The organism is Pseudoalteromonas rubra, from assembly GCF_001482385.1.
Taxonomy (GTDB): Bacteria; Pseudomonadota; Gammaproteobacteria; order Enterobacterales; family Alteromonadaceae; genus Pseudoalteromonas; species Pseudoalteromonas ardens.
The window spans coordinates 342264-366320 of the sequence record NZ_CP013612.1 but is presented as its reverse complement, the minus strand read 5'-3'; the positions used below and the strand labels follow the sequence as shown (position 1 = coordinate 366320).

The 24057-nt window shown below is 47.5% G+C and carries 21 protein-coding genes; 7 read left to right on the top strand and 14 right to left on the bottom strand.

Translation table 11 applies throughout. The annotated features are described in order from the left end of the window. Positions 1 to 25: 25 nt before the first annotated feature. The 9 genes from AT705_RS20965 to AT705_RS20925 all read right to left on the bottom strand — a co-directional run bounded on the left by AT705_RS20965 (position 26) and on the right by AT705_RS20925 (position 10466). Positions 26 to 2476, bottom strand: a complete 2451-nt coding sequence (locus AT705_RS20965; RefSeq protein WP_058798312.1) for a LodA/GoxA family CTQ-dependent oxidase — start codon at positions 2474 to 2476, stop codon at positions 26 to 28. Between the two features lie 38 nt (positions 2477 to 2514). After that, the gene (locus AT705_RS20960; protein WP_058798311.1) at positions 2515 to 2895 is read right to left on the bottom strand and encodes a RidA family protein; all 381 of its coding nucleotides are present in this window, start codon (positions 2893 to 2895) and stop codon (positions 2515 to 2517) included. A 281-nt stretch (positions 2896 to 3176) separates the two neighbouring features. After that, complete coding sequence (gene wrbA, locus AT705_RS20955; protein ID WP_058798310.1) at positions 3177 to 3773, bottom strand: NAD(P)H:quinone oxidoreductase; 597 nt, start codon at positions 3771 to 3773, stop codon at positions 3177 to 3179. Between the two features lie 204 nt (positions 3774 to 3977). Further along, positions 3978 to 4274, bottom strand: a complete 297-nt coding sequence (locus AT705_RS20950) for a DUF3325 domain-containing protein (protein WP_058798309.1) — start codon at positions 4272 to 4274, stop codon at positions 3978 to 3980. Further along, complete coding sequence (locus AT705_RS20945) at positions 4268 to 5836, bottom strand: PepSY-associated TM helix domain-containing protein (RefSeq protein ID WP_237113871.1); 1569 nt, start codon at positions 5834 to 5836, stop codon at positions 4268 to 4270. Before AT705_RS20945 ends, AT705_RS20950 begins: the two co-directional genes overlap by 7 nt. Beyond that, positions 5833 to 6129 carry a hypothetical protein gene (locus tag AT705_RS20940; protein ID WP_157576941.1) on the bottom strand — a complete coding sequence of 99 codons (297 nt, stop codon included), beginning with the start codon at positions 6127 to 6129 and terminating at the stop codon, positions 5833 to 5835. Before AT705_RS20940 ends, AT705_RS20945 begins: the two co-directional genes overlap by 4 nt. A gap of 81 nt (positions 6130 to 6210) precedes the next feature. After that, the gene (locus AT705_RS20935) at positions 6211 to 8355 is read right to left on the bottom strand and encodes a TonB-dependent receptor (RefSeq protein WP_058798307.1); all 2145 of its coding nucleotides are present in this window, start codon (positions 8353 to 8355) and stop codon (positions 6211 to 6213) included. Positions 8356 to 8442: 87 nt separating this feature from the next. After that, the gene (locus AT705_RS20930; RefSeq protein WP_058798306.1) at positions 8443 to 9786 is read right to left on the bottom strand and encodes a HAMP domain-containing sensor histidine kinase; all 1344 of its coding nucleotides are present in this window, start codon (positions 9784 to 9786) and stop codon (positions 8443 to 8445) included. Further along, complete coding sequence (locus AT705_RS20925) at positions 9783 to 10466, bottom strand: response regulator transcription factor (RefSeq protein WP_058798305.1); 684 nt, start codon at positions 10464 to 10466, stop codon at positions 9783 to 9785. The genes AT705_RS20930 and AT705_RS20925 overlap by 4 nt, the downstream gene beginning before the upstream one ends. 206 nt (positions 10467 to 10672) lie before the next feature. Here AT705_RS20925 and AT705_RS20920 point away from each other — a divergent pair, with 206 nt between their 5' ends. From AT705_RS20920 to AT705_RS20900, 5 genes are all read left to right on the top strand, one after another. Continuing rightward, positions 10673 to 10927, top strand: coding sequence for a RebB family R body protein (locus tag AT705_RS20920; RefSeq protein WP_058798304.1), 255 nt, complete (start codon positions 10673 to 10675; stop codon positions 10925 to 10927). Between the two features lie 167 nt (positions 10928 to 11094). Continuing rightward, positions 11095 to 12105, top strand: a complete 1011-nt coding sequence (locus tag AT705_RS20915; protein ID WP_058798303.1) for a sensor histidine kinase — start codon at positions 11095 to 11097, stop codon at positions 12103 to 12105. Further along, positions 12102 to 12800, top strand: a complete 699-nt coding sequence (locus tag AT705_RS20910; RefSeq protein ID WP_058798302.1) for a LytR/AlgR family response regulator transcription factor — start codon at positions 12102 to 12104, stop codon at positions 12798 to 12800. Before AT705_RS20915 ends, AT705_RS20910 begins: the two co-directional genes overlap by 4 nt. Before the next feature lie 59 nt (positions 12801 to 12859). Then, positions 12860 to 13705: an acyl-CoA thioester hydrolase/BAAT C-terminal domain-containing protein gene (locus tag AT705_RS20905; protein ID WP_058798301.1), complete on the top strand. Its 846-nt coding sequence runs from the start codon at positions 12860 to 12862 to the stop codon at positions 13703 to 13705. A gap of 219 nt (positions 13706 to 13924) precedes the next feature. Beyond that, entirely contained in the window at positions 13925 to 15775 is a 1851-nt protein-coding gene (locus tag AT705_RS20900) for a S41 family peptidase (RefSeq protein WP_058798300.1), read from the top strand. 205 nt (positions 15776 to 15980) lie between these two features. On the opposite strand, the gene AT705_RS20895 is transcribed toward AT705_RS20900, so the two are convergent. Beyond that, complete coding sequence (locus tag AT705_RS20895; RefSeq protein WP_058798299.1) at positions 15981 to 17114, bottom strand: alpha/beta hydrolase; 1134 nt, start codon at positions 17112 to 17114, stop codon at positions 15981 to 15983. 243 nt (positions 17115 to 17357) lie between these two features. Between AT705_RS20895 and AT705_RS20890 the strand changes: the two genes are divergently transcribed. Both AT705_RS20890 and AT705_RS20885 read left to right on the top strand, forming a co-directional pair. After that, complete coding sequence (locus AT705_RS20890) at positions 17358 to 19352, top strand: winged helix-turn-helix domain-containing protein (RefSeq protein ID WP_058798298.1); 1995 nt, start codon at positions 17358 to 17360, stop codon at positions 19350 to 19352. A 583-nt stretch (positions 19353 to 19935) separates the two neighbouring features. After that, a complete protein-coding gene (locus AT705_RS20885) occupies positions 19936 to 20169 on the top strand; it encodes a hypothetical protein (protein ID WP_058798297.1) in 234 nt (77 codons plus the stop codon). Between the two features lie 78 nt (positions 20170 to 20247). Here AT705_RS20885 and AT705_RS20880 read toward each other — a convergent pair whose 3' ends face one another. The 4 genes from AT705_RS20880 to AT705_RS20870 form a co-directional block, all read right to left on the bottom strand. Further along, a complete protein-coding gene (locus AT705_RS20880) occupies positions 20248 to 21465 on the bottom strand; it encodes an Nramp family divalent metal transporter (RefSeq protein WP_058798296.1) in 1218 nt (405 codons plus the stop codon). A gap of 49 nt (positions 21466 to 21514) precedes the next feature. Beyond that, positions 21515 to 21982 carry a methyl-accepting chemotaxis protein gene (locus tag AT705_RS25810; RefSeq protein ID WP_237113870.1) on the bottom strand — a complete coding sequence of 156 codons (468 nt, stop codon included), beginning with the start codon at positions 21980 to 21982 and terminating at the stop codon, positions 21515 to 21517. A 125-nt stretch (positions 21983 to 22107) separates the two neighbouring features. Then, on the bottom strand, positions 22108 to 23178 hold the full coding sequence (locus tag AT705_RS25805; protein WP_237113869.1) for a cache domain-containing protein: 1071 nt from the start codon (positions 23176 to 23178) through the stop codon (positions 22108 to 22110). 27 nt (positions 23179 to 23205) lie between these two features. Continuing rightward, complete coding sequence (locus AT705_RS20870) at positions 23206 to 24027, bottom strand: substrate-binding periplasmic protein (RefSeq protein WP_058798295.1); 822 nt, start codon at positions 24025 to 24027, stop codon at positions 23206 to 23208. Between the last annotated feature and the right edge of the window lie 30 nt (positions 24028 to 24057).

The following is a 24057-nucleotide window of genomic DNA, read 5'->3' as shown; positions in this document are numbered from 1 at the left end:
ACCTGAGTGCTTCTCAAATCTGGTACTAGTCCTTGTCGGCTTCGCTGTATGCAACATACACGACGTTTGGTATACCGGACGTTCCAGGGTTATCCACTGGCCGGGCCATAACCATCGCCATATTTTTCCACTGACTAACCATCTGGATCAATCCATTGGTATAACCACCTTCCGCATGGTAGCCCACAAACCCGAGGTCGGCGGTATGCAGCCAATCAAGCCGTTGCGAAAACTGCTCCAGGCGCAAGTGTTCAAAGGTCTCTTGAGACATCCCCTGTGCCACAGAGTGTTGCATACCGTTGATAACAGGCGCATCCACTGACTGACTGTCTTTAAACTTGTTATATCTGGCCAATGGCAAGATATGAACAGGCAAATTAGCCGCCCACCATGAAGGAATTGGGAAGTCTTCTGGCGTGTAGACAGCCTGACAACTCGCGGCATCCGATTGCCAGGGGATCCCCATCCATTTAGTCAGATCGCCAGGCGTATTTTGCCACAACCAGGCAGCTTTAGAGCCCGGAATGATTGACTCTGCCACATTCTCCACACTGATGACATGACCAAAATCCTGATACATATTGGCAGACGCCAAACCGGCTGGATCTTGTCTCAGTCTGAACTCTCTCAAGCCCAGCAGGTTAATCTCTGGTGTGACTCCGCCCTGGTATTGGTTGTCACTGTAAATCAGGTCGTGACGCATAGGCCAGGTCAGCTCTACACCAGGGTGGAACCCACCGCCATACAAGGCGTCGAGGGCACCACGAGCACATAGTAAAGCACTGTTTTCAGAGCGCTGGAACACTTCACTGTAGAAGCGACCTAGTTCATCTATGGTTGCTGCACAGGCTTTCTCTGCATCGGTCACGCTGAAGTCACCGTTTGCCCAGTTTTGTAGGTGCTGATACATAAACGGAGGAATTGCAAACCACTGTACCGGACTGCCAGGATAATCAACTCCATCATTGGGATAAAATGGGATTTGCAATCGGGACGTTGCTGGCTCATTTGCAATATTGGTGGCATCTTTACTCGGAATAATACGGCTGGTGCTAACCCACTCACTGCTCGACTGGCCCGCGTCTTCGACGTCAACGTCCTGATCAAATAACGGATTTCTGAACTGTTTGAAAATGTTCTCTCTGAGTGTTTTTTCAGTCGCAGAACTATCCAGTAAGCGGCCAAAAGCCCCTTCACTGTTGAGCTCACGAATTTGGGTGTTCACTGCATTGTCAGTAAAGTCCGCCTGATTCACCCATTGCATTCTGTATAGCCGGTACAAAATCGGGAAAACGTCGCTGAATTGCGTGTTTAACTGAGCCAATTCTTTTTCTTTCAGAGATGCCCCTGACACCATGTCATACATAGTCACCAAAGGCTCGATTTGAGGTGCATAATCCGGAGGCGTGGTCGCAACCCAGGCACTGTCCGACTCGCTGTCGATAGTGAATGTGTCGCCATTTTTTAGCTCTACAACGGCAGTAACACGACCATCACAGATATCATCAAACCAGTTAGAGTTATCTGCAAAGTCCGTATTCAATGAAGACGGAGACAACGCCTGTGAAATGCCATCACCCGCAAAAAAGGTCAATACACCCTCACTGTTACACTCTATCGTCCCCTGAAGTACTTTGTGCCGTTGTGACATATTCAGTAAATCACTCAGGCGGTTTTGCGAGTCGGGCTCATTGGCGGGAAACTTGCCGCGCAGTGGCACTTGTGAATTTGCTTCGCTCGAAACGCAGCCCTGACTGGCAATGACGAGTTGTCTACGCAGGCTGTTTGTGATCACATTAGGGTTACGTCTTTTCGCAGTCTGTGCGGGTGCAAGGCGGTGTTTGCTGACGTTTTGGCTCAAGTTACCATTGCCTTCTGTCATTAAAGACAAATCGAGCGCATTATTATAGTCGTACCAGAACGACTTTTTGTTCGCGACCTCAACATGCCATGTTACCTTGTCTCCCGCCTCAAGCTGGAGCCTTTCAGTTGGGTTACCATCTTCATCACATTGATAAATATAAAAATTCTGAGCTTGCTTCTTCACCGCATGTAAGTATTGGTTACTCAATACTTTGAGTGCTACTTTTCTGATTAACGCAACAAACCCATCGGCATCGCTTGCAGCTTCCAGTGCCAGATCGTCTAGTTCTCGAATAATTTGTGGTGCAGTAACAATATGGGACAAACTCAGTAAAGCTACTATACGCGCTGTTGTTGCTGATTCCAGCACTGGTTTACCACTGTTATTCAGGGACTGATAAATCTCTTCAAGTTCTTTTCTGACAGCTTGATCTAGTACATCGTCAACCAATGAAGATAACTCTTGTTCGGTGACCAGATACTGAACCTCAGTATCGTACAAATGCGCCCATGGCACTTCGGGAGTCTGGATTGCCAACGATTTTAACGCAGGTCCGTTACCGACGCGTGCGATCCCCAGTGGCGGATAAATTTTGTATTTGCTGTTTGACATGTTAGTTCCTTAGCAATGAATATAGTCAGAGCACTGCGTTAAGCGCGCTTCTGTGCTACCAACTCGATTTCAATGAGCGCTTTGTTTTGTTGATGCTTTTGGGTCAGAACACCCAACGCCATGGAGCGCGCAGGATAGCTGCCATGCTGAGGGCCGAAATATTCCCGGTACACCTGATTGAATTGCTCAAAGTCATCTTCGGTATGCAAAAAACCGTTAACTTTAATCACATCCTGAAAACTACAGCCAGCGCTGGCCAGGGTGACAGCCAGTAACTCAAAAATTGTCTTGGTCTGATCAACGATATTGTCAGACTGAATGTAGCCATTTACCTCTGCATTCTGGCCAGATACAAAGACCAAATCGCCAACAACCCGACAGGGTGGATAAAGGGGAGCCTGAACCGCTTCAATAGACATAATTCCTCCTTAAGAAATTGCCGTATATATACATAAAAACCGACTGGCTACGCATTCAACTGCAAATAGGTCTCAGTCGTAAGAACCGGGCTAAAGTCTAGAGAGAAACTAAAATTATTCCATTACAAGCTGTTACACCTGGAAGATAAGCACGGGATCCAAACGCATCGATTGCAAACTAAACGGTTCAGTATGATGTGAGATAGCGTCTGATTGTGGGAGAGGCTTATTTGAGCAAGAACAAAGCGTAATGACACCGCACTACGCTTTGTTAAACCGTGTTACTGCAATTTCGCAGCGATACCGGCTACGTGTTGACCCTGAAACTTAGCCAGCGCAAGCTCTTTGTCTGATGGCTGACGGCTGCCATCTGCACCCGCAATACAGGCTGCACCAAGTGGCGATCCACCTCTGACTTCTGAGATATCCGTTAACTCAGCCGCAGCATAAGGTAACCCAACCACCACCATACCGTGATGGAACAAGGTCGTATGAAAAGACTGTATGGTGGTTTCGTTACCGCCACCTGTCCCCGTTGAAGTAAATACACTGCCCACTTTTCCAATCAGCTTGCCTGCTGCCCACAAACCACCGGTTTGGTCTAAAAAGTTTCTCATTTGCGACGCCATATTGCCAAATCGCGTGGGGGTGCCAAAAATAATGGCATCATAACCTTCGAGCTCTGCCGGTGTGGCAATCTCAGCCGCCTGATCCAACTTAACCCCGGCATTCTTAGCAACCTCTTCCGGCATTAACTCAGCAACACGTTTAACGGTTACCTCAACACCATCAACCGATCCAGCTCCCTCAGCAACGGCATGTGCCATGGTTTCGATGTGGCCATAGCTTGAATAATATAAAACCAGTACTTTTGTCATCTTCATTTCTCCATGTGCTGCTGAAGGGCTCCCCAACAACCATTGTTTTAACCAACTAAACATGTTTGATTACTTCTTTCGTTAAATATAGGCACGTGTACCTTTAAACCGATGACATGATTGCATAGCTGGTTAAGAACGTAATTACGTAAAAAGTGATAGGTTTGTTCTAATAAAAAGAATGTTACTGTCGCATCCCGCCACTTACCTACAAAGCCATCTAAGCAGCCAGGGACGATATGCCAAAATAACAACAAGCGTAAACACGACCATAGTTGCACTCCCAAACCAATATACAAGTCCCCGTGTCACGCCCCAGACAAAAACACAGACAAACAAAGCGATCAGGTTCAAACCAGTGCCACTGATACGCAATAACCACAACCGCTGCTTAGACAGGTATACAGATGGAGCAGCAACCCGACTAAAATTACGGTGCATTGCCACGCAGAGCAGCGCAAAACCGAGCAACAATAACACCAGTATCGAAGTGATCAGCATACTAACGGCTCCTTTTTCGCCATAGTCGAGCCTCTATGTTTTCGAGAAACGACAGTCGCTGCCAATCCAAAGCAGCCTGCAAACAACCACATACTGAGATCAAAACCGAGCATCAGCCAGTCTGCGTTGAACAGGCTGGTTATGACACTGTGGTGTGTGGTGAGCATATTGACCAGAGGAATCGCAAAGTAAACCAGAGCTGCGCTCCAAAGCAAAGTTGACCACTGTTCCCGACTCCGATTGATTAAACAATACAAACAGCACAGCACCCAAGCTGTAAACAACACATGCATCTCCCAGGCAGCCCGGTCCGCCATATCAGGCACAAGCAGTCGATTGCTTAAAAAATAGCAGCCAATCGCAATTGGCAGGCCGAGTAAAACACCTCTGTTTAGTCTGACAATTAAGTTAATAAGTAATGAAGGTGTGACCTCTTTCATCAACTTCTTTTTTAGCCAGATGATCATCCCGGAGGCAATCATCGCAGCACCACATAACCCACAGAGAAAATAAACCCAGCGCAAATAAATATCGGCAAACAGGCCTTCGTGAAGATGCTCAAGCAGATCATACACAGCCGCAGCCCGTCCGGCTTTGCCGGTTGCTATCTCAACTTCAACCCGCTCTGCGCGGACGTGGTACTTGAGCAATGAGGCAAACTCAACCCCTTCACTGGTTTCAAACCAGATCTCTATGTGTTCAGTGTCAGTGCCCCTGTCAATGACACCGACAAAGTTGATCGCCTGATCGGTCACTCGCCGTTTTGCGTCAGACAGAGCTGCATCCACATTTAACTGGGCTGGCAAAATCTCTGTGGTTAGGGTGATGTAATCCTCCAGCTGAGAGGCATCATAAAACTGACGATGCATCTGCCTGCCTTCACCATACTGGCTATCAATGACCTTGGACATGGTCACTCCCATGAGCAGCATAACGCCGCTGTAGGTGATCATTAAATGAAACGGCAATGGCAACACACTGAAGACATTGTGAATATCCAGCCAGGAACGCAGGCCTTTTGCACCTCGAAAAGTAAAAAACTCAGCAAAAATCTTCCTGTGAATAATCACCCCGGTCACCAAGCCAATTAACATAAGCATGCCTGCCAGACTGGTCAGGATATAACCCACCAGCGGCGGCACGTAATGCAAGTTATAGTGCAGCCGGTACAGGGTTTCTCCGCCACTGGTATCCCGGATAAACGTAATGTCTCCCGTATTTGGCTCAAGCGGCTTCTCATACCACTGACGACGAACCTGCTTCTCAGGGTCGCCGGGCTGTAACCAGGAGATTTCAATGTAAGGATCCCGCGAGGTAGGCAGGCTCACATACCACTGAGACGCATCATCAGCGTGTTCTCCAAGCTGTGCCATCGCCAAATCAATGGCTTGTTTGTCCGAAATATCATTGCTTATGACAATTTCGGGCTTCATCCAGCGGTCAATTTCATTTTCAAAGTAACCGACGCTGCCAGTTACAAAGATAAAATACAATAACCAGGCAAACACCACGCCGCTCCAGGTGTGCAGCCAGCCCATGGACTGTCTAAACCTTGCTTTCATAGGGCCTCCGATACAGAAAGTAAGTGGATTAGGCCATACAGCAAGGCTATTAGGGTCGATACCAGCACTGTTGCACGCCATGCAGTTCTGACTGTAAATACACTGATCACAACCAGCGTATAAACAACAAAACTCCACATCATACCGGCAACGATGCCATCCACTTTGTTATCCCCGGGTAATTGAGAAATGGCTATGGCGGCGAGGTTAGCAATCGCAAATCCCCCAACCAGGGCAAGTAATACCCGCCAGCCAAGCGCAAAAGCTTGAACAGGCTTTGCTGATAAGCTCATGATATTAAAACCATAATATGAAGAAATAGGCGCCATCTCAGCCACAGCCTAAACGAGTACTATGGCTAAGATGATTTGAGGTTAGAACTGATAGGCCAGCGTCAAACGAATGTCACGACCGGCTTCTTTGATACCAGCCACTTTTTCATAGCCAGGGATATGACCATAGTCGGCGACACTGCCGTGACTGCGATATGATTCATCGAGTAGGTTCTGAACAGACAAGTCCACTTTTAACGCCTCAAACGGCGCATAGCTGATGTAAGCATCAACCAGTTGATAACTTGGCTTGCTGATGGTTTCCAGTTCAGTAACCCAGCCCAGCTCCATAGAACGATGGAAAACCTCGATATCATTTAGGCTTGCGACATAGTTATAATTCCAGCCCAGTTTGAGCTGTTCATTCAGGCGGTAGTTAAAATTAACATTAACCGAATCGCCAACCGCATTCCCCAGCCCGCCATATTCATAGGCAGCCATATCGATACCATTGATTGTAACGGGTTTAGTCGAATCCGGGGCTGCCGGGTCTGGCAAGTTAAATACGGCGTTATTCAGCTCAACATCATTGTTGTTATAGCTGAGGATCACATCAAAATTATCCGCCTGATATCCAGCAACCAGCTCAAACCCTTTGCTTTCTAACTCACCGATGTTTTCATAAAAAACGCCCTCTCGGCCTTTAAACTTGTCAAACACCACATCATCTATGGTACTGACATACAGTGACGCTTCCAGCATCCAGGTACCATCGTTGTATTGTAAGCCCAGTTCAGTATTTTCAACCTCTTCAGGGTTCAGGTTTTCGTTGGGTGTTAACTCACCGACTGTAAAGGCATCAGCCACCTGCCTGCCACGCAGCGCTTCGGCATAGCCCACCGACAGCTTGAGGTTTTCGGCAAGCTCATACACAAGACCAAAGTTCGTACTGATCCCATCCTGTTTTTTCGTTGAAAATGCGTTGCTGGTTGTCACCGGATTACCATTGGTATCTTTTTCGATTACCCAGACACCATCCACTTTCACCCAGTTTGCATCAATACCGCTGTGATCGAGTTCATAACTATCGTGACGCAGGCCAAAACTTAACAGTAAATCATCGCGCAGTTGCCAGTGGTCCTGTACATAGAGCCCAGTCACTGTGCCATCTTCATCGTAGATGCCGCCAAAATCGCCATAAGACTCAGAGTCTACTTTGTCATTTTTGCGCTCGATACCATATGTCACGGTGTGCGCACCGATGTCACTGGTATTGCGAATATCAAAGCCGGTCGTTTCAATAGATGCATCCCAGGTATACAACTCACGCTTAAACGATGACTCAGTCTGATAGACTGTGGTTTCTAAATTAACCCAAGCGCTGTGATACCAGGTATGGTTCAGTACCAAGGTTTCGCGCTCACCCCAAGATGAGAACAAAGGATCGGTTTCCAGCGGTGCCCAGTTGGTTTGCTTACCAAATTTACCTTCTTCTTTTCGGCGCTCAAAACTAACAACCAACTCCTGATTATCAGTCAGTTGCGTGTTAACTTTCACAAAACCCAGGGTCTGATCAGCAGCAGTGCCCGGAATTTCCTGACCATCTCCATCTTCCATGTTCTCCCGGCTAACAGTGACATACGAGGCCAGCACACCTATCGAATCAGTGACTTTACCGTATAAAGACACACTTTCTTTGTGACCATCATTGGTGAAATAACTCGCTTTAACTGTACCGCCAAATCGTTCACTGGCCTTGAGTAAATCATCAGCACTTTTGGTTTTAAAACGAATAGCACCGCCCACGGCGCCCGAACCTGCCGTTGCCTCACCAGCCCCCGCTTGCACTTCAACGCTGCGCAGCAATTCAGGCTCTATTGCAACCCGGCCAATATGGTGGAACAAAGTACTGGTTTGCGGCGCGCCATCCACCGTGACATTCACCATGGAATCTTCCAGGCCCCGGACAAAAATCTTTTGTGCAATCCCCAACGAGCCGCCGACCGTAACCGACGGAGTATGGCGAAAAACGTCTTCCAGATCATTCGCCTGATAATTTTCTAACACCTCAGACGTGATCTCTGAATTGGTTGTGGCACCAACGACCGCGATCCGCTCTATTTTCTGCTCGTCCGTCTCATCGCTAGTCTGCGCAGCATAAACGCTGGTTCCAAAACAGCTCAAAGCAACCGAGCAGGCTAACAAACTTTTCTTAAACAAATGATTTATATGTGGGGCAAATGGCATGATTTACATCTCAGTCAAACAACAAGTTAAAAGTCTAAATCGGAATTATTGTCATTTAGACTTTTCAGGCAATCACTTTTACAACTGTTACATTTGGGAAATGGGAATCATTATCGTAACCAAAAGACCACCGGTGCTGGGATTTTGTGCCGAGATACTGGCCCCCACACTCGCCAGGTGGCGCTTTGCCAGCGCCAGACCCAGGCCAAAACTGTCATTTTCTGCAAGACGGGCATTGTCAACGCGAAAAAATGGTTCAAACACCTTCTCAAGAAACACCTCCGGGATACCGGGCCCCTGATCCTGAATTTGAATGCAATAGAGCTCAGTTTGCAGTGTTAGCGTGATCTGCACATGCTTGCCCACCGGCGTGTAACGCAGCGCATTGCGAATGACGTTTTCTACGGCAGGACACAAAGCACGGTGACAGCTGTTTTGTACAATGGCATTAGCGGGTGGTTCAAAAACAATACGCCTGTCAGGAAACTCGAACCTGGCATCTTCCACCAGCACATCGAGCAGATCCACCAAGTCGACGTTTTCTCTTTTTAGCACTGGTTTTTCATTTTCCAACCAAGCCAGTGTCAATGCATCTTCAACGAGCTTTCGGATCTGAGCGGACTCGCGTGCGATCCGTGCAAGGTGTGTCTGAGCATCATCCACTTCAAAACTCTCTACCGCAATGTCGAGACGAGTAAGCGGCGTGCGTAACTCATGAGACAGATCGGCAATGAGCTGTCGCTGACTGGCGATCAACTCACCAATTTTGGCCGCCATCTGGTCAAAGGTAGCAGCCAGGTGAGCAAACTCATCGTTACGTTTACCCAAATATCTGCCCAGCCTGACCTTAAAGTTACCCCGACTAAACGCCGATGTGGCACTGTCCAGCTTGCGCAGCGGAGTGATAATGTGCTGATAAAGTAATACTGACAGCACAGCTAATACCCCCATTGGGATCAGGACCTGAAGCAAAAACTTAGTGGTTGCCCAGTAAGTACCGGGGCGCATCCTGCTGGGCAGCTTTATCAGCAAGCTGGCATTGCTGTGTTCAAAGGGTAATTCCATCACCGGATTTGCGGAAAAGTAGAGATGAATCTTCCACTCAATACTGCGCCCAAAATGGTAAGTGCCGACAATGTCTTTGTCTATCGGTTCGCCGGCAAGATGGATCGCTCTGAAACTGGCAACCGATGCCCAGGTCGATTCTTCCTTCATCAGTTGCGCTAACCAGGCATTCAGTACCTGGGTATTATTTGCCATATAGAGTTGTTCGGACTTGATGCGCCACTGCGTCAGCTCTGCACGATCCGCTTTTGCAATCATGCTCATGCTTTCTTCTGTTTTTAATGTCAGTGCATGTAACAGGTAGAAAAATGCCACTAAGCCCGTTGCCACAATAATGCATAACTTCCAGAGAAATGTGCGTTTCATTTAAAACAGTACCCTTGACCATGTACCGTTTGCAGCCGCTCGCCAAACCAGTTGGCATCATTGAGTTTTCTGCGTACCCGGCTTAAATGCATATCCAGACTGCGATCGTATGCACCAAGCTTTTTGTTCAGTACCGACAGATAGAGATCAGCTTTAGGGACTATGGTATTTTGCTGTGATATGAGTGCCCACAGCAGTTTGAACTGGATCGGCGTAAAATCCAGCGGCTTGCCATGCAGCGTTATAGACTGCGTTTGCAGAGCGAGCCTGAGACCATCCACGGTAATTTCAGACTGAGTGATAGGTGCAGTATTACCGTGACTACGCTTTAACAGGCGCTCAATTCTCAGCAATAACTCCGTTGCGTTGAACGGCTTTGCTACATAATCATCCGCACCGTGACTGAGGCCCACAATCCGTTCTTCTTCTGCACCTTTAGCAGAGACCATGATCACTGGCTGCTGGCTGGATTCACGTAGTTTTTGCAGCAAAGTCACCCCATCGAGCTTAGGTAACATTTTATCCAGTAGGACCAAATGGTGCTGTTGAGTTCTTGCTACTTCAAGCCCACTTTCACCGTCAAAACATTGATCTATGTGATAGCCCGCCTTACGCAATAAATCAGCCAGGTAGGCGCTTAACGTACTGTCGTCTTCAATTAAGAGTATTTTTTGTACCACACAAGACCCCAAGAATAAAAATGATAATCAGTTGCAGGTGGCTATCATAAGGACTGAAATAGTAAATGTAAATTGTACGCACATGAGGAATAGTGATGTTTGCGCAACTAGCTGATGAACACAGCTGCAATAAGGTGTAATCGTGCAGAGGTTAAGACTGAACCATAATAATAAAGCACTTTATAATCCCAACAAGGAGTAAGCTCATGGCATTTCCTACCGCAGTAAACAGTCAGATCACAGATTCCGTCTCACAAGCAAATACCAAGGTACTTGGAGACACCCCAGCCGTCGCGACAGGCAACTTTATGATGACTACAAATCAGGCACAAACCAATGCTGCGCACCAGGCTACGCTCTCACAAAGGTTCTCCAGGACCCCAGTTGCACAGGGCGTGGACCTGTTGTACAGCATAGACACGGCTACGACAGCTGTAGGCACTAGCAGGATATTCAGATAATACTTCTATGTAGCGCAACGGGGTGTACCCATATTACACGCAAATTACTGTACACTAATTGGTATCTAGCCATTCGCCCTGAAAAAATGACAGCTCGCTGTGCTTTTTACTGCATCAGTCTTCATTTAAGGTAAACTATCGTCAAAATTTATACCTAATATATTGAGATGTCAGGAATTTCTTTACAACGTAATGAGCAGGTTATAGCACTGGCTATTATCGCAATGGTGAGTGTATCCATTAGCTTTACCGACTGGATACAGCGCGCAATCCCACTTTCTCTGCCCATTCTTTTTTCATCTATGGCGGCAGTACTATGTCTGTACTGGCTGCCTATGATGGTCAGTTATGTGCTGATACAACGCGTCAAAATCTCGCACTGGATGGCCCACTTTTCAACTCTTTACCTGGCAATGGCCGCCGGTGCCCTGGCATTTAGCTGGCTCAGAGCACACTTGCTTGGCACAAGGTCTTTTGAACTGAGCGAAGCACTGATTATCGCATTACCCTGGAGTAGCGGAATATTTCTGCTGGTAAAGTTTTATCTGACCCAAAAACACCTCAAGGATGAACAATCACTACGCCAGCAGGCTGAGCTTAAGTTACTCCACAGCCAGCTAAACCCGCACTTTTTGTTCAATAGCCTCAATACCATAGCCGCACTAACCTCATCTCGCCCGAGACAAGCCGAGACACTGGTTCACAACCTGTCTGCAATACTACGCTATTCACTCAGGCATGCTGTATCTGATAATACAGTCCCCCCAGCTGTTAGCCTGTCGGATGAACTCTTAGTGTTACACAAATGGTGCGAAATCGAACAGTGCAGGTTTGGCGATAATTTACAGATTGAGTTCGACATAGACGAAGCTTTGCTTTGCGTAATTCTGCCAGCTATGGTTATCCAGCCACTGATTGAGAATGCCATCAAACACGCTAAGCAACGGCCTCTGTATATAGAGATACGTGCTCAGAGTGAACAGGGACGGCCGGTTATTTCTGTCTCTGATAACGGGGTTGGCTTTGCTGAAGCTATTTTACATGGTGATGCCCAAAGTGGCCTCGGCTTGGCAATTACCCGCTCCAGGCTCAAACTGGAGGCTAACGCGCAACTCGAACTCTCAAATTTGCCCAACGGGGGAGCCAAGGCCCAGTTTGCACTAAGGGAGTACAGATGAATATCGCGATTATTGAAGATGAATTGCCAGCCTTACAAAAGCTCAAAGCGCAACTTGGGCAACTGGGTCATTACAAACTGGTTTACCATAGCGAGGAACCCGCAGCCTTTTTATCTGCGTTCAGACAACACCAGGTTGATCTGCTCTTTCTTGATATTAACCTGCCGGGGCTCAATGGCGTAGAACTCAGTAAACAACTCCGGGATGCCGGATTCAAAGGTCAGATTGTCTTTACCACCGCCTACAGTGAATTTGCCGTAGATGCCTTTACTCTTGGCGCAACAGACTACTTACTTAAGCCTTATACCAATGAACGGCTTGCACTGGCATTGTCTCGTGTAGCAGCGCACCACACACCCGACCCAGGGCAACTGATGCTTACCAGCAAAGTTGGCGATAAAGTGACACGTATAGAAGCAGGTCGAATTGAGGTCATTAAGCTGGAGCATGGGCATGCCATCGCTTACGCCACCGACAGCACCTACCCCATAGATTCATCCCTGGAAGAGTTGATGGCAACCCTGCCTGATACCTTTATACGCGTCCATCGCAACGCCATTGTGAACCGTCTAAAGATCATCACATTAGAGCGTTGGGTCACTGGAGGTTATCTGATCGGATTTGCACACTCAGGGCAGCAGGTGATAAGCAGTCGCAGTGGCGCCAGGCTACTGAGGAAAAAACTGCAAATTTAAACCAAAGTCGGCCCCTGCAAAACCGACCTGACAAACAATAACAATCAAAGGAAATATATATGAAACACGCAATGCCGATTCTGTTGGCGGGGCTTCTTAGTGCCTGCTCATCATCCTCAGACCCCGATGTTAAACGCCATTTTATTGATGATGGTAAGCCCCATCCGCTGGTCATTTTACTCGGTGGCAGCGAGGGCGGTAACACACTGGCTAAGCCCCATTTTGCACCCTTGCTTGAGCGCTTTCATGACCACGGCATGTCGGTTGCGGCCCTAGCCTATTATGGCACTTCGGGCACACCATCCAGACAAATCGCGTTGCCACTTGATGACATTGCAGAGCGAATTAGTGCTTTAGCAAATGACCCAAAAATCAACTCAAACTGCATTGCGGTGTATGGGTTTTCCAAAGGGGCTGAGCTGGCGCTGTTACTGGCAGCTCACTTTGAGCACATTAACCATGCTGTCGCAATAATGCCCAGTCATGTCAGCTGGAACGCAGTAAAAACTGTTACCTCACAACCGGGCTGGCAGCTGAACAAAACACCACTTGCTTACGTAGATGCGCCACTGCTCTCCTGGCAGATGCAAAAGGGCGTGATAAGCGGCACATACACACCCGCATTTAACGCCGCTCTGGAGAAAGCCGACACCACGACCCTGGAAGCAGCCAGGATCCCGGTGGAAACAACCAACGGGCCAATCCTCCTGGTCTCAGCTAAACAAGATGAGATTTGGCCGTCTCACGCGATGGCAAACAAAATCACAGAATCGCTCGAACAGGCTAACTTCTCTCATCCATATCAACACATAGCACTACCCGGTGGCCACTATAGTTTTAACCGAGAGACCCAAAACCAGGTCAATCAGTTTCTAACCAGAACACTGGTTAACCAGTGTCAGTAGCCGGGCTTTACAATTGGCTTTCACACAGGCCCACTTTTCGTAACTAGTCGGTTTTTCAGGCCAATTCGCTGAAGGAGGTTGTCGACCAATAACGCAACCTTCGTGTCCACCCCCCTCTCACTGAAGCAAACATATAAATTCCCCCCTGCTTATGGGGTTTACAGCTGAACAAATTAACGCTAGTTTCGTACCTAATAATGATAAAAAAGGAAGTGTGTGATGCGAAATCAGTTGCTTTTTATATGCGTAAGCTTGTGTTTGACGGCCTGTGGCGGCAGTGGGGGTAACAATGGCAATGAGAACACCCAACCTCCTGGCTCAAGCCCTGTGTCTCCTCCAGATAATAACCGCTTACCAAACTCTCCCCAGGCGCGTCCCGATATCACATTTAATGAAGCACTGATTGAAGACGTAGAACACTTTGTCACGCTGGCCCATTCAGTGCAGTACTTTTATCCCTCTGAAGAAGTAAGCGCGTCAGACTGGCCACTCTTTATTGCCGAAAGTATTGTCGAGTTAAGCCAGACAGAAGAGACAGCTCGTTCAGACAAGGGCATAGAGTTACTGAGACAAATCGCCCCCTATGTCACAACACAACTAGACCACTTGCCCACACTAGAGCAGCAAACACAAGTGATGGCCTGGCAACAAAATGCGCCTTTTTCTCAGCGTTTCTATGAAAGAGATCTGCGCTCAGGCAACTACGCCTCACTCAGTAACCAGCCATACTTGCCCAGCAACCGATATGCGACGCTGGACTACGGCCAGCAAAGAGTTTATGTCCCGTTGTACCTGCCTGCACAAACTCAGTTGACGGGCGATACGTTTTCTCAGGTCGGGCGCTGGCAACTGACAGAAAACTTTGAACATCCGGAAATATGTATGGCAACCGTCGCTGGCATGTGGGCCATGATCCAACACTTTTGGCCTTATTTTCACCAGGTCCAACTGAACTGGACGCAAAGCCTTAAGCCATTATTAAATGCCTGTACTGAGTCGGACCTTACGCAAAGAAACACGCGTATTTATAGCGAATTTACAAAGCTCAATGACAACCACCTCAATATTGTCTTGCCAAACCCCGAGTTGCCTCCGTTTGATTATTACATGCCCTTTTTCTTCGAAATTGTTGAAGGAAAAGCCATTGTTACGCGCACGGAGCAAAATAATCCGTCGGAAATCGAGATTGGCGACGAGATAATCTCCATTGACGGTGAAGCGGTGCAGGCTTATCTGCAAAACCAAACTGCTAGTTCTTTCTACAACCAACTACAAGGGGTTAACCGGGTTGCACGCATGCACTTTTACCAAACCTCTTCAACACCCGTTCGCTACGAGATAAAAAAGCCAGATGAGCGTCTGATCCAGCAAACCGTAACCCCGCTTAAGAGCGAGAGCCCTCTCAATTTCAGCGGTCTCAGATATGTACCTCACAGCCCTGATGTGCTGGAACCTTTAGGTGACAACATTTATCGTATCAACGTTTATAATGTCGAGCAGCAAGCCCTCAGCTCACTCAAGTCACAGTTGGCAGATGCCAAAGCCGTTGTGCTGGATATGCGCCATTACCCAACCAGTTGGCAAGGCTGGCAGGGGGTACTCAGTTGGTTTATTGAAACGGATGCCGTTAACAACACGCTTGCCCACTACTGGCAAGGCGCTCCTAATCAAACTGACGTGCAGATACAAAACCTGCCACAGACAATCCGCATCGCACAAGACTCACTGAATATTCCGGCAATTGCACTGGCCTCTAGGGAAAGCCAAAGTCAGAATGAGCATGCACTTGTGTTTGCACGCGCTGGCGGAATAAAAGTCCTGGGTGAAGCCACATCAGGGATCAACGGGGAAATCTTTAAAGCGGATTTCTTTAACTTCTCGGATAACTTGTCTCGGGATAGTATTTTTGTCTTTACCAATATGCTTGCAAACCGGCTCAATGGTGATCCTTTGATCAACGCGGGCGTCGAAATTGACATATGGGTACCCCGGACGATAGAAAGCGTCATAACACATCAAGATAACCAGCTGGACGCTGCTGTGGAGTACTTAAAAGCGCAGCTTGAGTAAAACAACTTGTTCGACACGCTCAGTGCAGTCTTCAAACCTTAAGATGAAAGCACTGAGCCTGATAGCTATCGGCTCACTTGAGCTGGATTACTGCCCGAGAGCGCCTACAGCAACAACGCTGGCAGATAATAGCGCTTTGATCAGACTTATTTATCATGCCAGCCAGATAGCTGAACCAGGTAGATACCCATCTGTTCTTTTTACATTACAGTGCGTGTTGGATCTTATCTTTTTGTCTCTTTAGCCTGTCCAGCTGACGCGTATCATTCACTGACAGTTTTATGGCCTCGTTCACCGCTTCCAGTGCCCGCTGTGGTGACTCCTTGGCCATAAACACCCGGCTCAGCATAGCGTAAGGCTCTGCCGTATGCGGATAATATTGGATCCACTTATTTACGATGTATTCTGCCTCTTCGAGGTACGCTTTGACGACCAGGTAATTAGTCAGCCCCCACATTTCATTAAACTCAGGCACGACTTCATAGCCAAGGCGGTCGGACAACCCCTGATAATGCGCATCAAATTTAAGTTTGTTTCCCTTTATCCGCTCACCTGTGATCCACCAATTACGAAAGACGTAACGTACAGCATCATATAAACCAATATGCGCTATCGTCATATGGTCCTCAGCCTCATAAAGACTGGCTTGCCAATTTAGCTGAGGACCAGCGTGCGCGTCCAGGCTCTTTCTGAGACGAATAAAATTAGGTATTTGTTGCTCAAATGGCGTATCCGCTTCGGTCGCTATGATGAGTGTTTTATCCAGCTTTAGTCGCGCAGGGTGTTGCTCAATAAAAGGCAGTAAGTTTTTGCTCCCCCACCCCATTGCCGGTGATAACGCAATATAGACATCAAAAAGCTCGGGAGCTGTCAGCATACTGTACAAAGTAAATAAACCGCCCAGCGAATGGCCACTGAGCAGAGCAAAAGAGTTCGTTCGATAACGTCGCGCTACAAGCGGCTTAACTTCTGTACGAATAAAATTAAGCAGCGAGTGCTCAGCTGGGTTAACGATAACCTGACCGTCCGCGTCATATGGGCTAAAATCCCGGCTTCGTGAAGGCGTCTCTATTCCAACTACAATCATTTCAGAGATGCCCCCTTGCAGATAATGGATCATGCTTGCGGTATGCGTCATCTGTGCTCGTGCATCAGTCAGATACAATACCGGATAACGCCGATCTTGGTTTGCCCTGTCAAAGTAGCCTGTTGGCAAAGAGATGTGCACCTTACGCTTTTCTTCGAATACGGTAGAGGTGATCTCTATCTCAACTTCTCTTTCATTACTCCAGCCTGTGCCAGATACTAGTAACAATATCACCAGCCAAACTTGCTTCATTTCTGTTTACTCCGTTGTGTTTATTATTAAAAAGCGCTTAAATACTCTCCCCATGAGTATCCAAAGACGTCTATTTGTGAGCATGCTAATGAATACAAACGCGCCCAATGGGTTGCATATTCGGGTTAGGTACTCCCAATGACTGCGCCAAGTAAAACAACACGAAGCAAGCTGTTAGGCCATGCAGTTGCCCTAATTTTTACCTTAGGAAATTCTTAGGCTATATAATTCAATAAGTTAGGCATGGAAAAATTAACGCAGGCTTTTGTAATAAACGACATAGTTATTGATCCCCACCGCAACCAGGTGCAGCACCCGGGTGAGATTTGCACGCTAGAACCAAAAGCAATGACCCTATTATGTATTCTTGCGGGACAACCCAATACCGTAATTAAACAAGAGTCCCTGTTTGACGCAATCTGGCCTGGGCGTGTTTTTTCACCCAGTTCATTGCAACGGCTGATTGCGCTGGTTAGAAAAGCTCTCAGGGACAGTGCGAAATCACCTCAGCTCATTTTTACCCATGCCAAGCAAGGCTATAGCTTAGAAGCAACTATTTCACGGTCAAAGCCACGCTCTGAGAAAACGCGTAAATTACTTATACCTGCACTCTCAATGATAGTTTTAGCTATTGTTTTTATTGCTTATAATTACTTTAGGCCGAGTACAGCACTCACATCTACCGTGCCATTTACCTTTACCTCACTGACTGAATTTAATGGCCAGTTTGCACCTGATGGGAAGGCGATTGCATTCTTACGTCACAGTGCTGATAAGCAAACCGAATTAGTGGTGCGACAAGAAGGAAAATCGGATCTCAGCCTGCGTGTTGAGAATGCACAGATCCGCAACTTTACCTGGTTAACTAACCAACAGCTGTTGGTTGCAGTGAAAGACCCCGCAGGGGTTAAGCTACATCGATACAAACTGACAAGCTCGGGGATTCAGGCCCAGCAAAGTCTTCCGGTACCCAAACACCTGAGGGACATTAAGCACCTGTTCAGAGGGCCGGGCTCCTCTGTTTACTTTGTTTCATATCAATCAAGTCAGGCTCAGGACCAAACCAGCCTTCGGCACAGTGCCATCATGCAGCTGGACTTAATCAGTTTTGAGCATAAAACCTTGATAAACCTGCCCGATACACAAGATATCATTGACCTGGCCGCAACACCTGATGGCCTTTATGTTTCGCTGTTTGTAAATAAAAAGAGCAACAAGCTACTTAGAATTGAGCCCGATTCACAGACAGTCACCATGATTAACGCCGAACTCGGCGGGCGCTATAAGCTTGCCTGGTCTGATTACATTGACCGCCTTATCGTACTGGACAGTTTAAAACCGGGCGTTTTCACACTAGACTCACATAATCAGCTGGTGCCGTTTCAACATGATCTTACGGCAGGTGTCACTGATGCGGACCTATATCAAAACAAGCTCCTCACCAGTCAGGCTCATCAAACCATTAATGTATTCAGCAGCCAAGATTCTGGCACTGCGCTGATTGACAGTAAGTATGAAGACTATCTTGCCTCTGTTTCGCCAAATGGCCGAAGTATGGCATTTGTTTCGAATCGCAGCGGTTACCCACAACTTTATCTGTCAGAGCACGGTAAACAACCCGAGGTTATTTTCACCAATCCCGGACAGGAAGACTTTATTTCACGTGCTATCTGGCACCGTGCTGCACAACACCTGGTCTTTGCAGCGGATCAAAAAGTTTATCGCTTTGACGTCGCAACCCACCAGCTTATTGAGTTACCTATAACTCAGCCAATAGCACGCGTCGAGTACTGGCACACATCTGAATTATCAGGGCAAGACGTGCTTTACCTGGCCCACGCAGGACAGGCGAATATAGTGAAGTATCACATCGGCTCCGGGAAGGCAGAGTTGTTATCGGGCTCCGAACACCTTATCTATGCAAGCGAGACACACAGAGTTGACTGGCAGGACAATACGCTTATTACATCTGCGGGCCTGAGCTGGCAACCCGACACCGGTAAGATACGCAACGCCTTTAGTGTTGATGAGCGTATCCTGGTGCAGATAGGAACACAGGATGCCCAGCGCCTGCTTGAGTTTGACCGCAATCTAACCCTGTTGTCTGAGCGGCCGCTACCCGAGTCTGCGCAGTTTGTTACCAGTGCTTTTTACACCGAGCAAAATGCCCTTACCTATTATTATTCCCACTGGCAAAATTCGGACAGCGATCTGATGCTTTCACAAATAGCACATTGAAACGCGATTCACATATGAACAAACTAACACTAATTTTGTACCTCGTTTGACAAAAACAAAGTGATGACTCAATGCGAACTCAGCTATGATTTATCTGTTTAGCCGCATGTCAGCAGATAAAGGGTAACCGTCAGTCAGTACCTCAAAAGTCAGAGGCGATATACTTTAACTAACCCTGATGGTTAAATCTCTGACTTTTATTACTACAAATAAGCTACACAAGCACAAATCTGTGCTAACATTATTACACTATAGTTAACTCAAAGGACTAAGCTGCTATGGAAAAGGCAAACAAGAGTCGCCATTCGAGTTCGATGATGGCTCAAAAATCACAATGCGCGCATCAACCATTCGGTCAGCAAGGCTCCGGATGACTTACGTACCAGATAGCTCAACAGATTCAGACGGAAATACGATTCCCGATGCTGGCAGATCTATCGCAGGCACCTATGAGTTTTCTTCGCAACATAAACTCGAGCGCTTCATAGAGAAAGCGGCCGAGTATGGCATTCGCGTAACAGTGGTTAGTGTTGGTGGAACTACTGGACGAGTTATTATTACCCCACTTCCAAGGACTTAAATTATGTTAGAAATGCTGAGAAATGGAGATCTTCCGTTAGCCCCCACAGTACTTGCGCTACAGTTTATCCTGTGTGTAGGCGTAAACTTACTGATTGCTTATAAATATCAATACAGCAAAGCCGTTGCAGTGCTCGTTGCTTTAATCCCTTTTATCAATATCTATGCAACCTGCGTGTATATTGGCCTGGCGATATTTCATTCAAGAAAAATCAAAGGCACAGGTAACCCGGGTTAATATCATCACGATGTAAAGTTAGCTGGGGCGAATAACGCGCTCCAGCTTTTCATTTCCCCGCTTGGTGCTTTTGCCGTGTCAAATCCACCCCAGAGATTTTGCTATCAAACGAATACCCAGCATGGCGGTAAAGAGCAGCACAGAAAAGCCCAGAATATTCGAAACCGTAGTATTTGCGTATTTCCCTAGCATCCGTTTGTTGTTCATAACATACAGCAAAAAACCGGCGATAATTGGCAATAACAGGCCGTTGGCAAACTGAGCCAACAGAATGATCTCTATGGGTTTAATATTGGCCATAGATAAAACGGCACCAATCACTATCACAGTGACACTGATCATACGAAAGGCCCGGGTGTCTACTTCGGTGTTCAATTGCAGTAACTCGGTGACCACATAACTGGTTGCCAGTGGTGCCGTGATAACACTGCTCAATCCCGCTGCAAACAAGCCAATGCCCAACAGGTACTTAGACAAACTGCCAAACAGGGGCTCGAATACTTTGGCCATATCAACGGCATTATTAACACTCAACCCGAGGGTAAAGATACTCGCCGCTGCCGTAGAGGTCACCAGAATGGCGATCAGCCCACCCAGACCTATGGAAATGGCGGTATCTGCACGCGCTTGTGGGATATCCTCCGGATTCGACCAATGCGCTTTAGCAGCCGATGCGTGCAAAAACAAGTTGTAAGGCACCACAGTTGTGCCTATCAGGGCAATGACTGTCAGCAAAGACCCCTTGGGCAATTGAGGGGTTGCCATGCCCTTTAGCAGCGCCGTTAAATCTGGGTCAACCAGGAAAAAGGTAACAACAAAAGCCAGTGCCATAATTGCCACCAGAGTGATCAAGATGCGCTCTATTTGTTTGTAGGTTCCGAGGATTAAAATCACGGCACCAACCGCCGTCAAGGCAATAATGGAACCACGAAAGACCCACTTGCCCGGCGTCGTGATCGCCTCAATACCCAGCGCAGCCCCCACTAAATTGCCCGCCTCATACGCTGCATTCCCGACACAAATGGCCACAATGATCAGGATAAACAATGGCCATTTCCAAATTGAGTCGGCCAGCGATTGATGGATCACGGCCCCCAGCCCCTGCTGTGTTACTATCCCGGCGCGGGCTGACATCTCCTGCAAAATGATGGTCGCTAGGGTTGCAAAAATCAACGCCCATAACAAAGCATAACCAAACTGAGCCCCGGCTAACGTACACGCGGTAATAGTGCCGGGACCTATAAAGGCGGCGGTCACAATCACGCCAGGTCCCAGGTTTTTAAGTTTCTTTAGCATGATTTCACTTTCCTAACAGGTACATTGACATCCGCTGAGCTCCTTCATTTCAGATCTTAAAGCGATTGACGATTGCGGCCAGCTCACCCGCCTTTTCACTCAGGTTAGTACTGACAGCTAAATTCTCTGTACCAATCGACACCGACTCTTTACTGTGCTGTGAAATAGAGTCAGTGCGCTCTGATACTTCCTTGTCGACGATATTTTGCTCCTTGGTTGCATCAGCGATATGCTCATTGACACTGAGGATTTCATTGATAAATTGCACTATCTGTTTGAGCGATTCGGATGCAGAAGCTGCTTTATCAACGGTGGTCGCACTGTAACTTTTGCTCGACTCCATTGCGCGTACCGCGTCTTTTGAGCCGTCAGTAAGTGTGTTGATCACACCCAGGATCTGAGATGCGCTTTTTTGCGTCCGGGTAGCCAGCTCTCTGACTTCGTCGGCCACCACTGCAAACCCTCTACCCTGTTCTCCTGCGCGTGCCGCCTCAATGGCCGCATTTAGCGCTAACAAGTTGGTTTGTTAAGCTATTTCCTGAATGATAGATAGTGACCCGGAAATCCCCTGAACATCCCCTTCCAGTTTTGAGATCACACTACTGGCCTCATCCAGCTTTTCGGCCAGCGTATTCACTGAGTTCATGGCTTCGTCGACAGAGTGGCGGGTATCATTCGCGCTGCTGTCGCATTTTTAGCCGAGTTCGCGGCCTCATTGGCATTGCGGGAGATTTCTTCAGCAGACGCCGTAAGTTGAGTCATTGCCGTGGCTATCAGCTCGGTTTCCGTTTGTTGGCGCAGTAATATTGCGTTGATGTTGCCCGACGCAGTGGAGATTTGACGCGTTTCATCCACCACTTCATTGGTAAGCTTTGCCACCTTCTTGATGAGTTCATGGAGCTGCCCCAGAAAGATATTAAAATCCCGACTCAGACTATCAAACTCAGGCACAGTAAAATCCGGGATCCGCACGGTTAAATCGGCATCTCTGGCAGCATAAATGTGAATGGTGTCTTCAAATTTAGACAAAGGTACAGTGATGCTTTTGCTGATCATCAGACCTAACCCGGCAACCCCGACAGACACCACTAAAGTAAACACCAGTATATTCGCGATGCTCTCATAGAGCCGTACTTCGTTTTCGTCTCGCATTGACTTAACCAGCGCATCTGCATCGTCCGTGTAAAAACCGGTGCCCACAATCAGATCCCATTTAGCGATATAAATGCTGTAGGCCAGCTTAGGTAATGGCTCCGTCTGACCCAGCTTTGGAAAATAGTAAACCGAATAACCATCTCCCGTTTGCGCCGATGTAATGATGTCTCGAACCAGGTAATTACCTCGTTTATCCTGCAAGTCTATGAAGTTTTTACCAATACCCTGATCGCTGTCGCCCTGCATTACACGCGTCCCGTCGGGCTTAAAGCCAAATAAATACCCGGTCCCGCTGAACTTAATATTCTTAAGCAATGCAATGGCTTCTGACTCTGCATGGTCTCCCTGTATGAGTGGTGTCAGGACTGTTTTTGCAATTTCCAGGTAGGCTTTAAGCTCGACGCGTTTCATCCGCATCATCTCTTTTCGGCTCAAATCGACCTGCACCTCATTAAGCTTTTTGGCTTCCAGATACGTGATTAAGGTCACAACCGATGAAATGATGATCACGGGGATCAGTGACAACAAGATCAATCTGGATTTTATTTTGAGTTTCATGTGACTGAGCCTTTTTATTGCGCTGGTTTAAGAGCGCTCTTCAACTGCTTTTCCTGTTTGTGGTGACGTATCGTAAATGGACTGTTCCTTGTTGTAGTGCTTCAGGTACTCTTGCAATATTTTGTCGTATGTACCGTCCTTTTTTATTTCTCGCAATGTCTGTTCTACTTCCATCCTGGTTTTGTCCAGTGTGCGGGTTTTAGAAAACGCAATATAGCTGGGTATCTCATATCGGTAGCTCGGCACTTCTGCAACCAAGTCTTCAATCCCCAGCTGCTTAATGATTTCAAGCGCCCCCAGCCTGTTTATCACGACCACTTCAACGCGATCAGCTAGCAGTAATTCAAAACTCTTTTTGCCCGTATCCGTTGTAACCACGTTCTCAAATACCCCCCTTTTTAGCGCAGTGTCAATTTCTGAGCCGTAGCTCACTTTGTGCATCACCGCTACCCGATAAGGTGCCAGTGAGTTAAGCCGGCCATCGAAGTGAATGTTGTTTTTTCTCAACGTAAACAAGGCAATTGATTGCTCTATCAGGAGTTCGTCCGCATAATCCAAAAAGGTCAGTCTCTGTGGAGTTTTATAAATGGTGAAAATGCCATCATAGCGCCCAATCTCGACTTCTCTAATCGCTCTGCCCCAGGGCAGGATCTCAATTATGTAGGGCTGTTCTATGCGCCTGAAAACCTCGCGCACTAATTCCACGGCTATGCCACTGGGGCCATTTTTCCCCTGGAATTCATAAGGTGGATATTCGAGCGTGACCAGCTTGATCACCCGCTCTTCTGGCACACTGGCACCCAGCAAACAGAGCATTATCAAAACATGAAACAGCCTGCGAATAATCATAGAGGCACGACTCTCTGCCAGGCTATATGC

What these genes read in the sequence shown, in the direction of transcription:
- AT705_RS20965 (WP_058798312.1), bottom strand. Translation starts at nt 2,476, where the DNA reads ATGTCAAACAGCAAATACAAAATTTATCCGCCACTGGGGATCGCACGC.
- AT705_RS20960 (WP_058798311.1), bottom strand. Translation starts at nt 2,895, where the DNA reads ATGTCTATTGAAGCGGTTCAGGCTCCCCTTTATCCACCCTGTCGGGTT.
- wrbA (WP_058798310.1), bottom strand. Translation starts at nt 3,773, where the DNA reads ATGACAAAAGTACTGGTTTTATATTATTCAAGCTATGGCCACATCGAA.
- AT705_RS20950 (WP_058798309.1), bottom strand. Translation starts at nt 4,274, where the DNA reads ATGCTGATCACTTCGATACTGGTGTTATTGTTGCTCGGTTTTGCGCTG.
- AT705_RS20945 (WP_237113871.1), bottom strand. Translation starts at nt 5,836, where the DNA reads ATGAAAGCAAGGTTTAGACAGTCCATGGGCTGGCTGCACACCTGGAGC.
- AT705_RS20940 (WP_157576941.1), bottom strand. Translation starts at nt 6,129, where the DNA reads ATGAGCTTATCAGCAAAGCCTGTTCAAGCTTTTGCGCTTGGCTGGCGG.
- AT705_RS20935 (WP_058798307.1), bottom strand. Translation starts at nt 8,355, where the DNA reads ATGCCATTTGCCCCACATATAAATCATTTGTTTAAGAAAAGTTTGTTA.
- AT705_RS20930 (WP_058798306.1), bottom strand. Translation starts at nt 9,786, where the DNA reads ATGAAACGCACATTTCTCTGGAAGTTATGCATTATTGTGGCAACGGGC.
- AT705_RS20920 (WP_058798304.1), top strand. Translation starts at nt 10,673, where the DNA reads ATGGCATTTCCTACCGCAGTAAACAGTCAGATCACAGATTCCGTCTCA.
- AT705_RS20915 (WP_058798303.1), top strand. Translation starts at nt 11,095, where the DNA reads ATGTCAGGAATTTCTTTACAACGTAATGAGCAGGTTATAGCACTGGCT.
- AT705_RS20910 (WP_058798302.1), top strand. Translation starts at nt 12,102, where the DNA reads ATGAATATCGCGATTATTGAAGATGAATTGCCAGCCTTACAAAAGCTC.
- AT705_RS20905 (WP_058798301.1), top strand. Translation starts at nt 12,860, where the DNA reads ATGAAACACGCAATGCCGATTCTGTTGGCGGGGCTTCTTAGTGCCTGC.
- AT705_RS20900 (WP_058798300.1), top strand. Translation starts at nt 13,925, where the DNA reads ATGCGAAATCAGTTGCTTTTTATATGCGTAAGCTTGTGTTTGACGGCC.
- AT705_RS20895 (WP_058798299.1), bottom strand. Translation starts at nt 17,114, where the DNA reads ATGAAGCAAGTTTGGCTGGTGATATTGTTACTAGTATCTGGCACAGGC.
- AT705_RS20890 (WP_058798298.1), top strand. Translation starts at nt 17,358, where the DNA reads ATGGAAAAATTAACGCAGGCTTTTGTAATAAACGACATAGTTATTGAT.
- AT705_RS20885 (WP_058798297.1), top strand. Translation starts at nt 19,936, where the DNA reads ATGTTAGAAATGCTGAGAAATGGAGATCTTCCGTTAGCCCCCACAGTA.
- AT705_RS20880 (WP_058798296.1), bottom strand. Translation starts at nt 21,465, where the DNA reads ATGCTAAAGAAACTTAAAAACCTGGGACCTGGCGTGATTGTGACCGCC.
- AT705_RS25805 (WP_237113869.1), bottom strand. Translation starts at nt 23,178, where the DNA reads ATGAAACTCAAAATAAAATCCAGATTGATCTTGTTGTCACTGATCCCC.
- AT705_RS20870 (WP_058798295.1), bottom strand. Translation starts at nt 24,027, where the DNA reads ATGATTATTCGCAGGCTGTTTCATGTTTTGATAATGCTCTGTTTGCTG.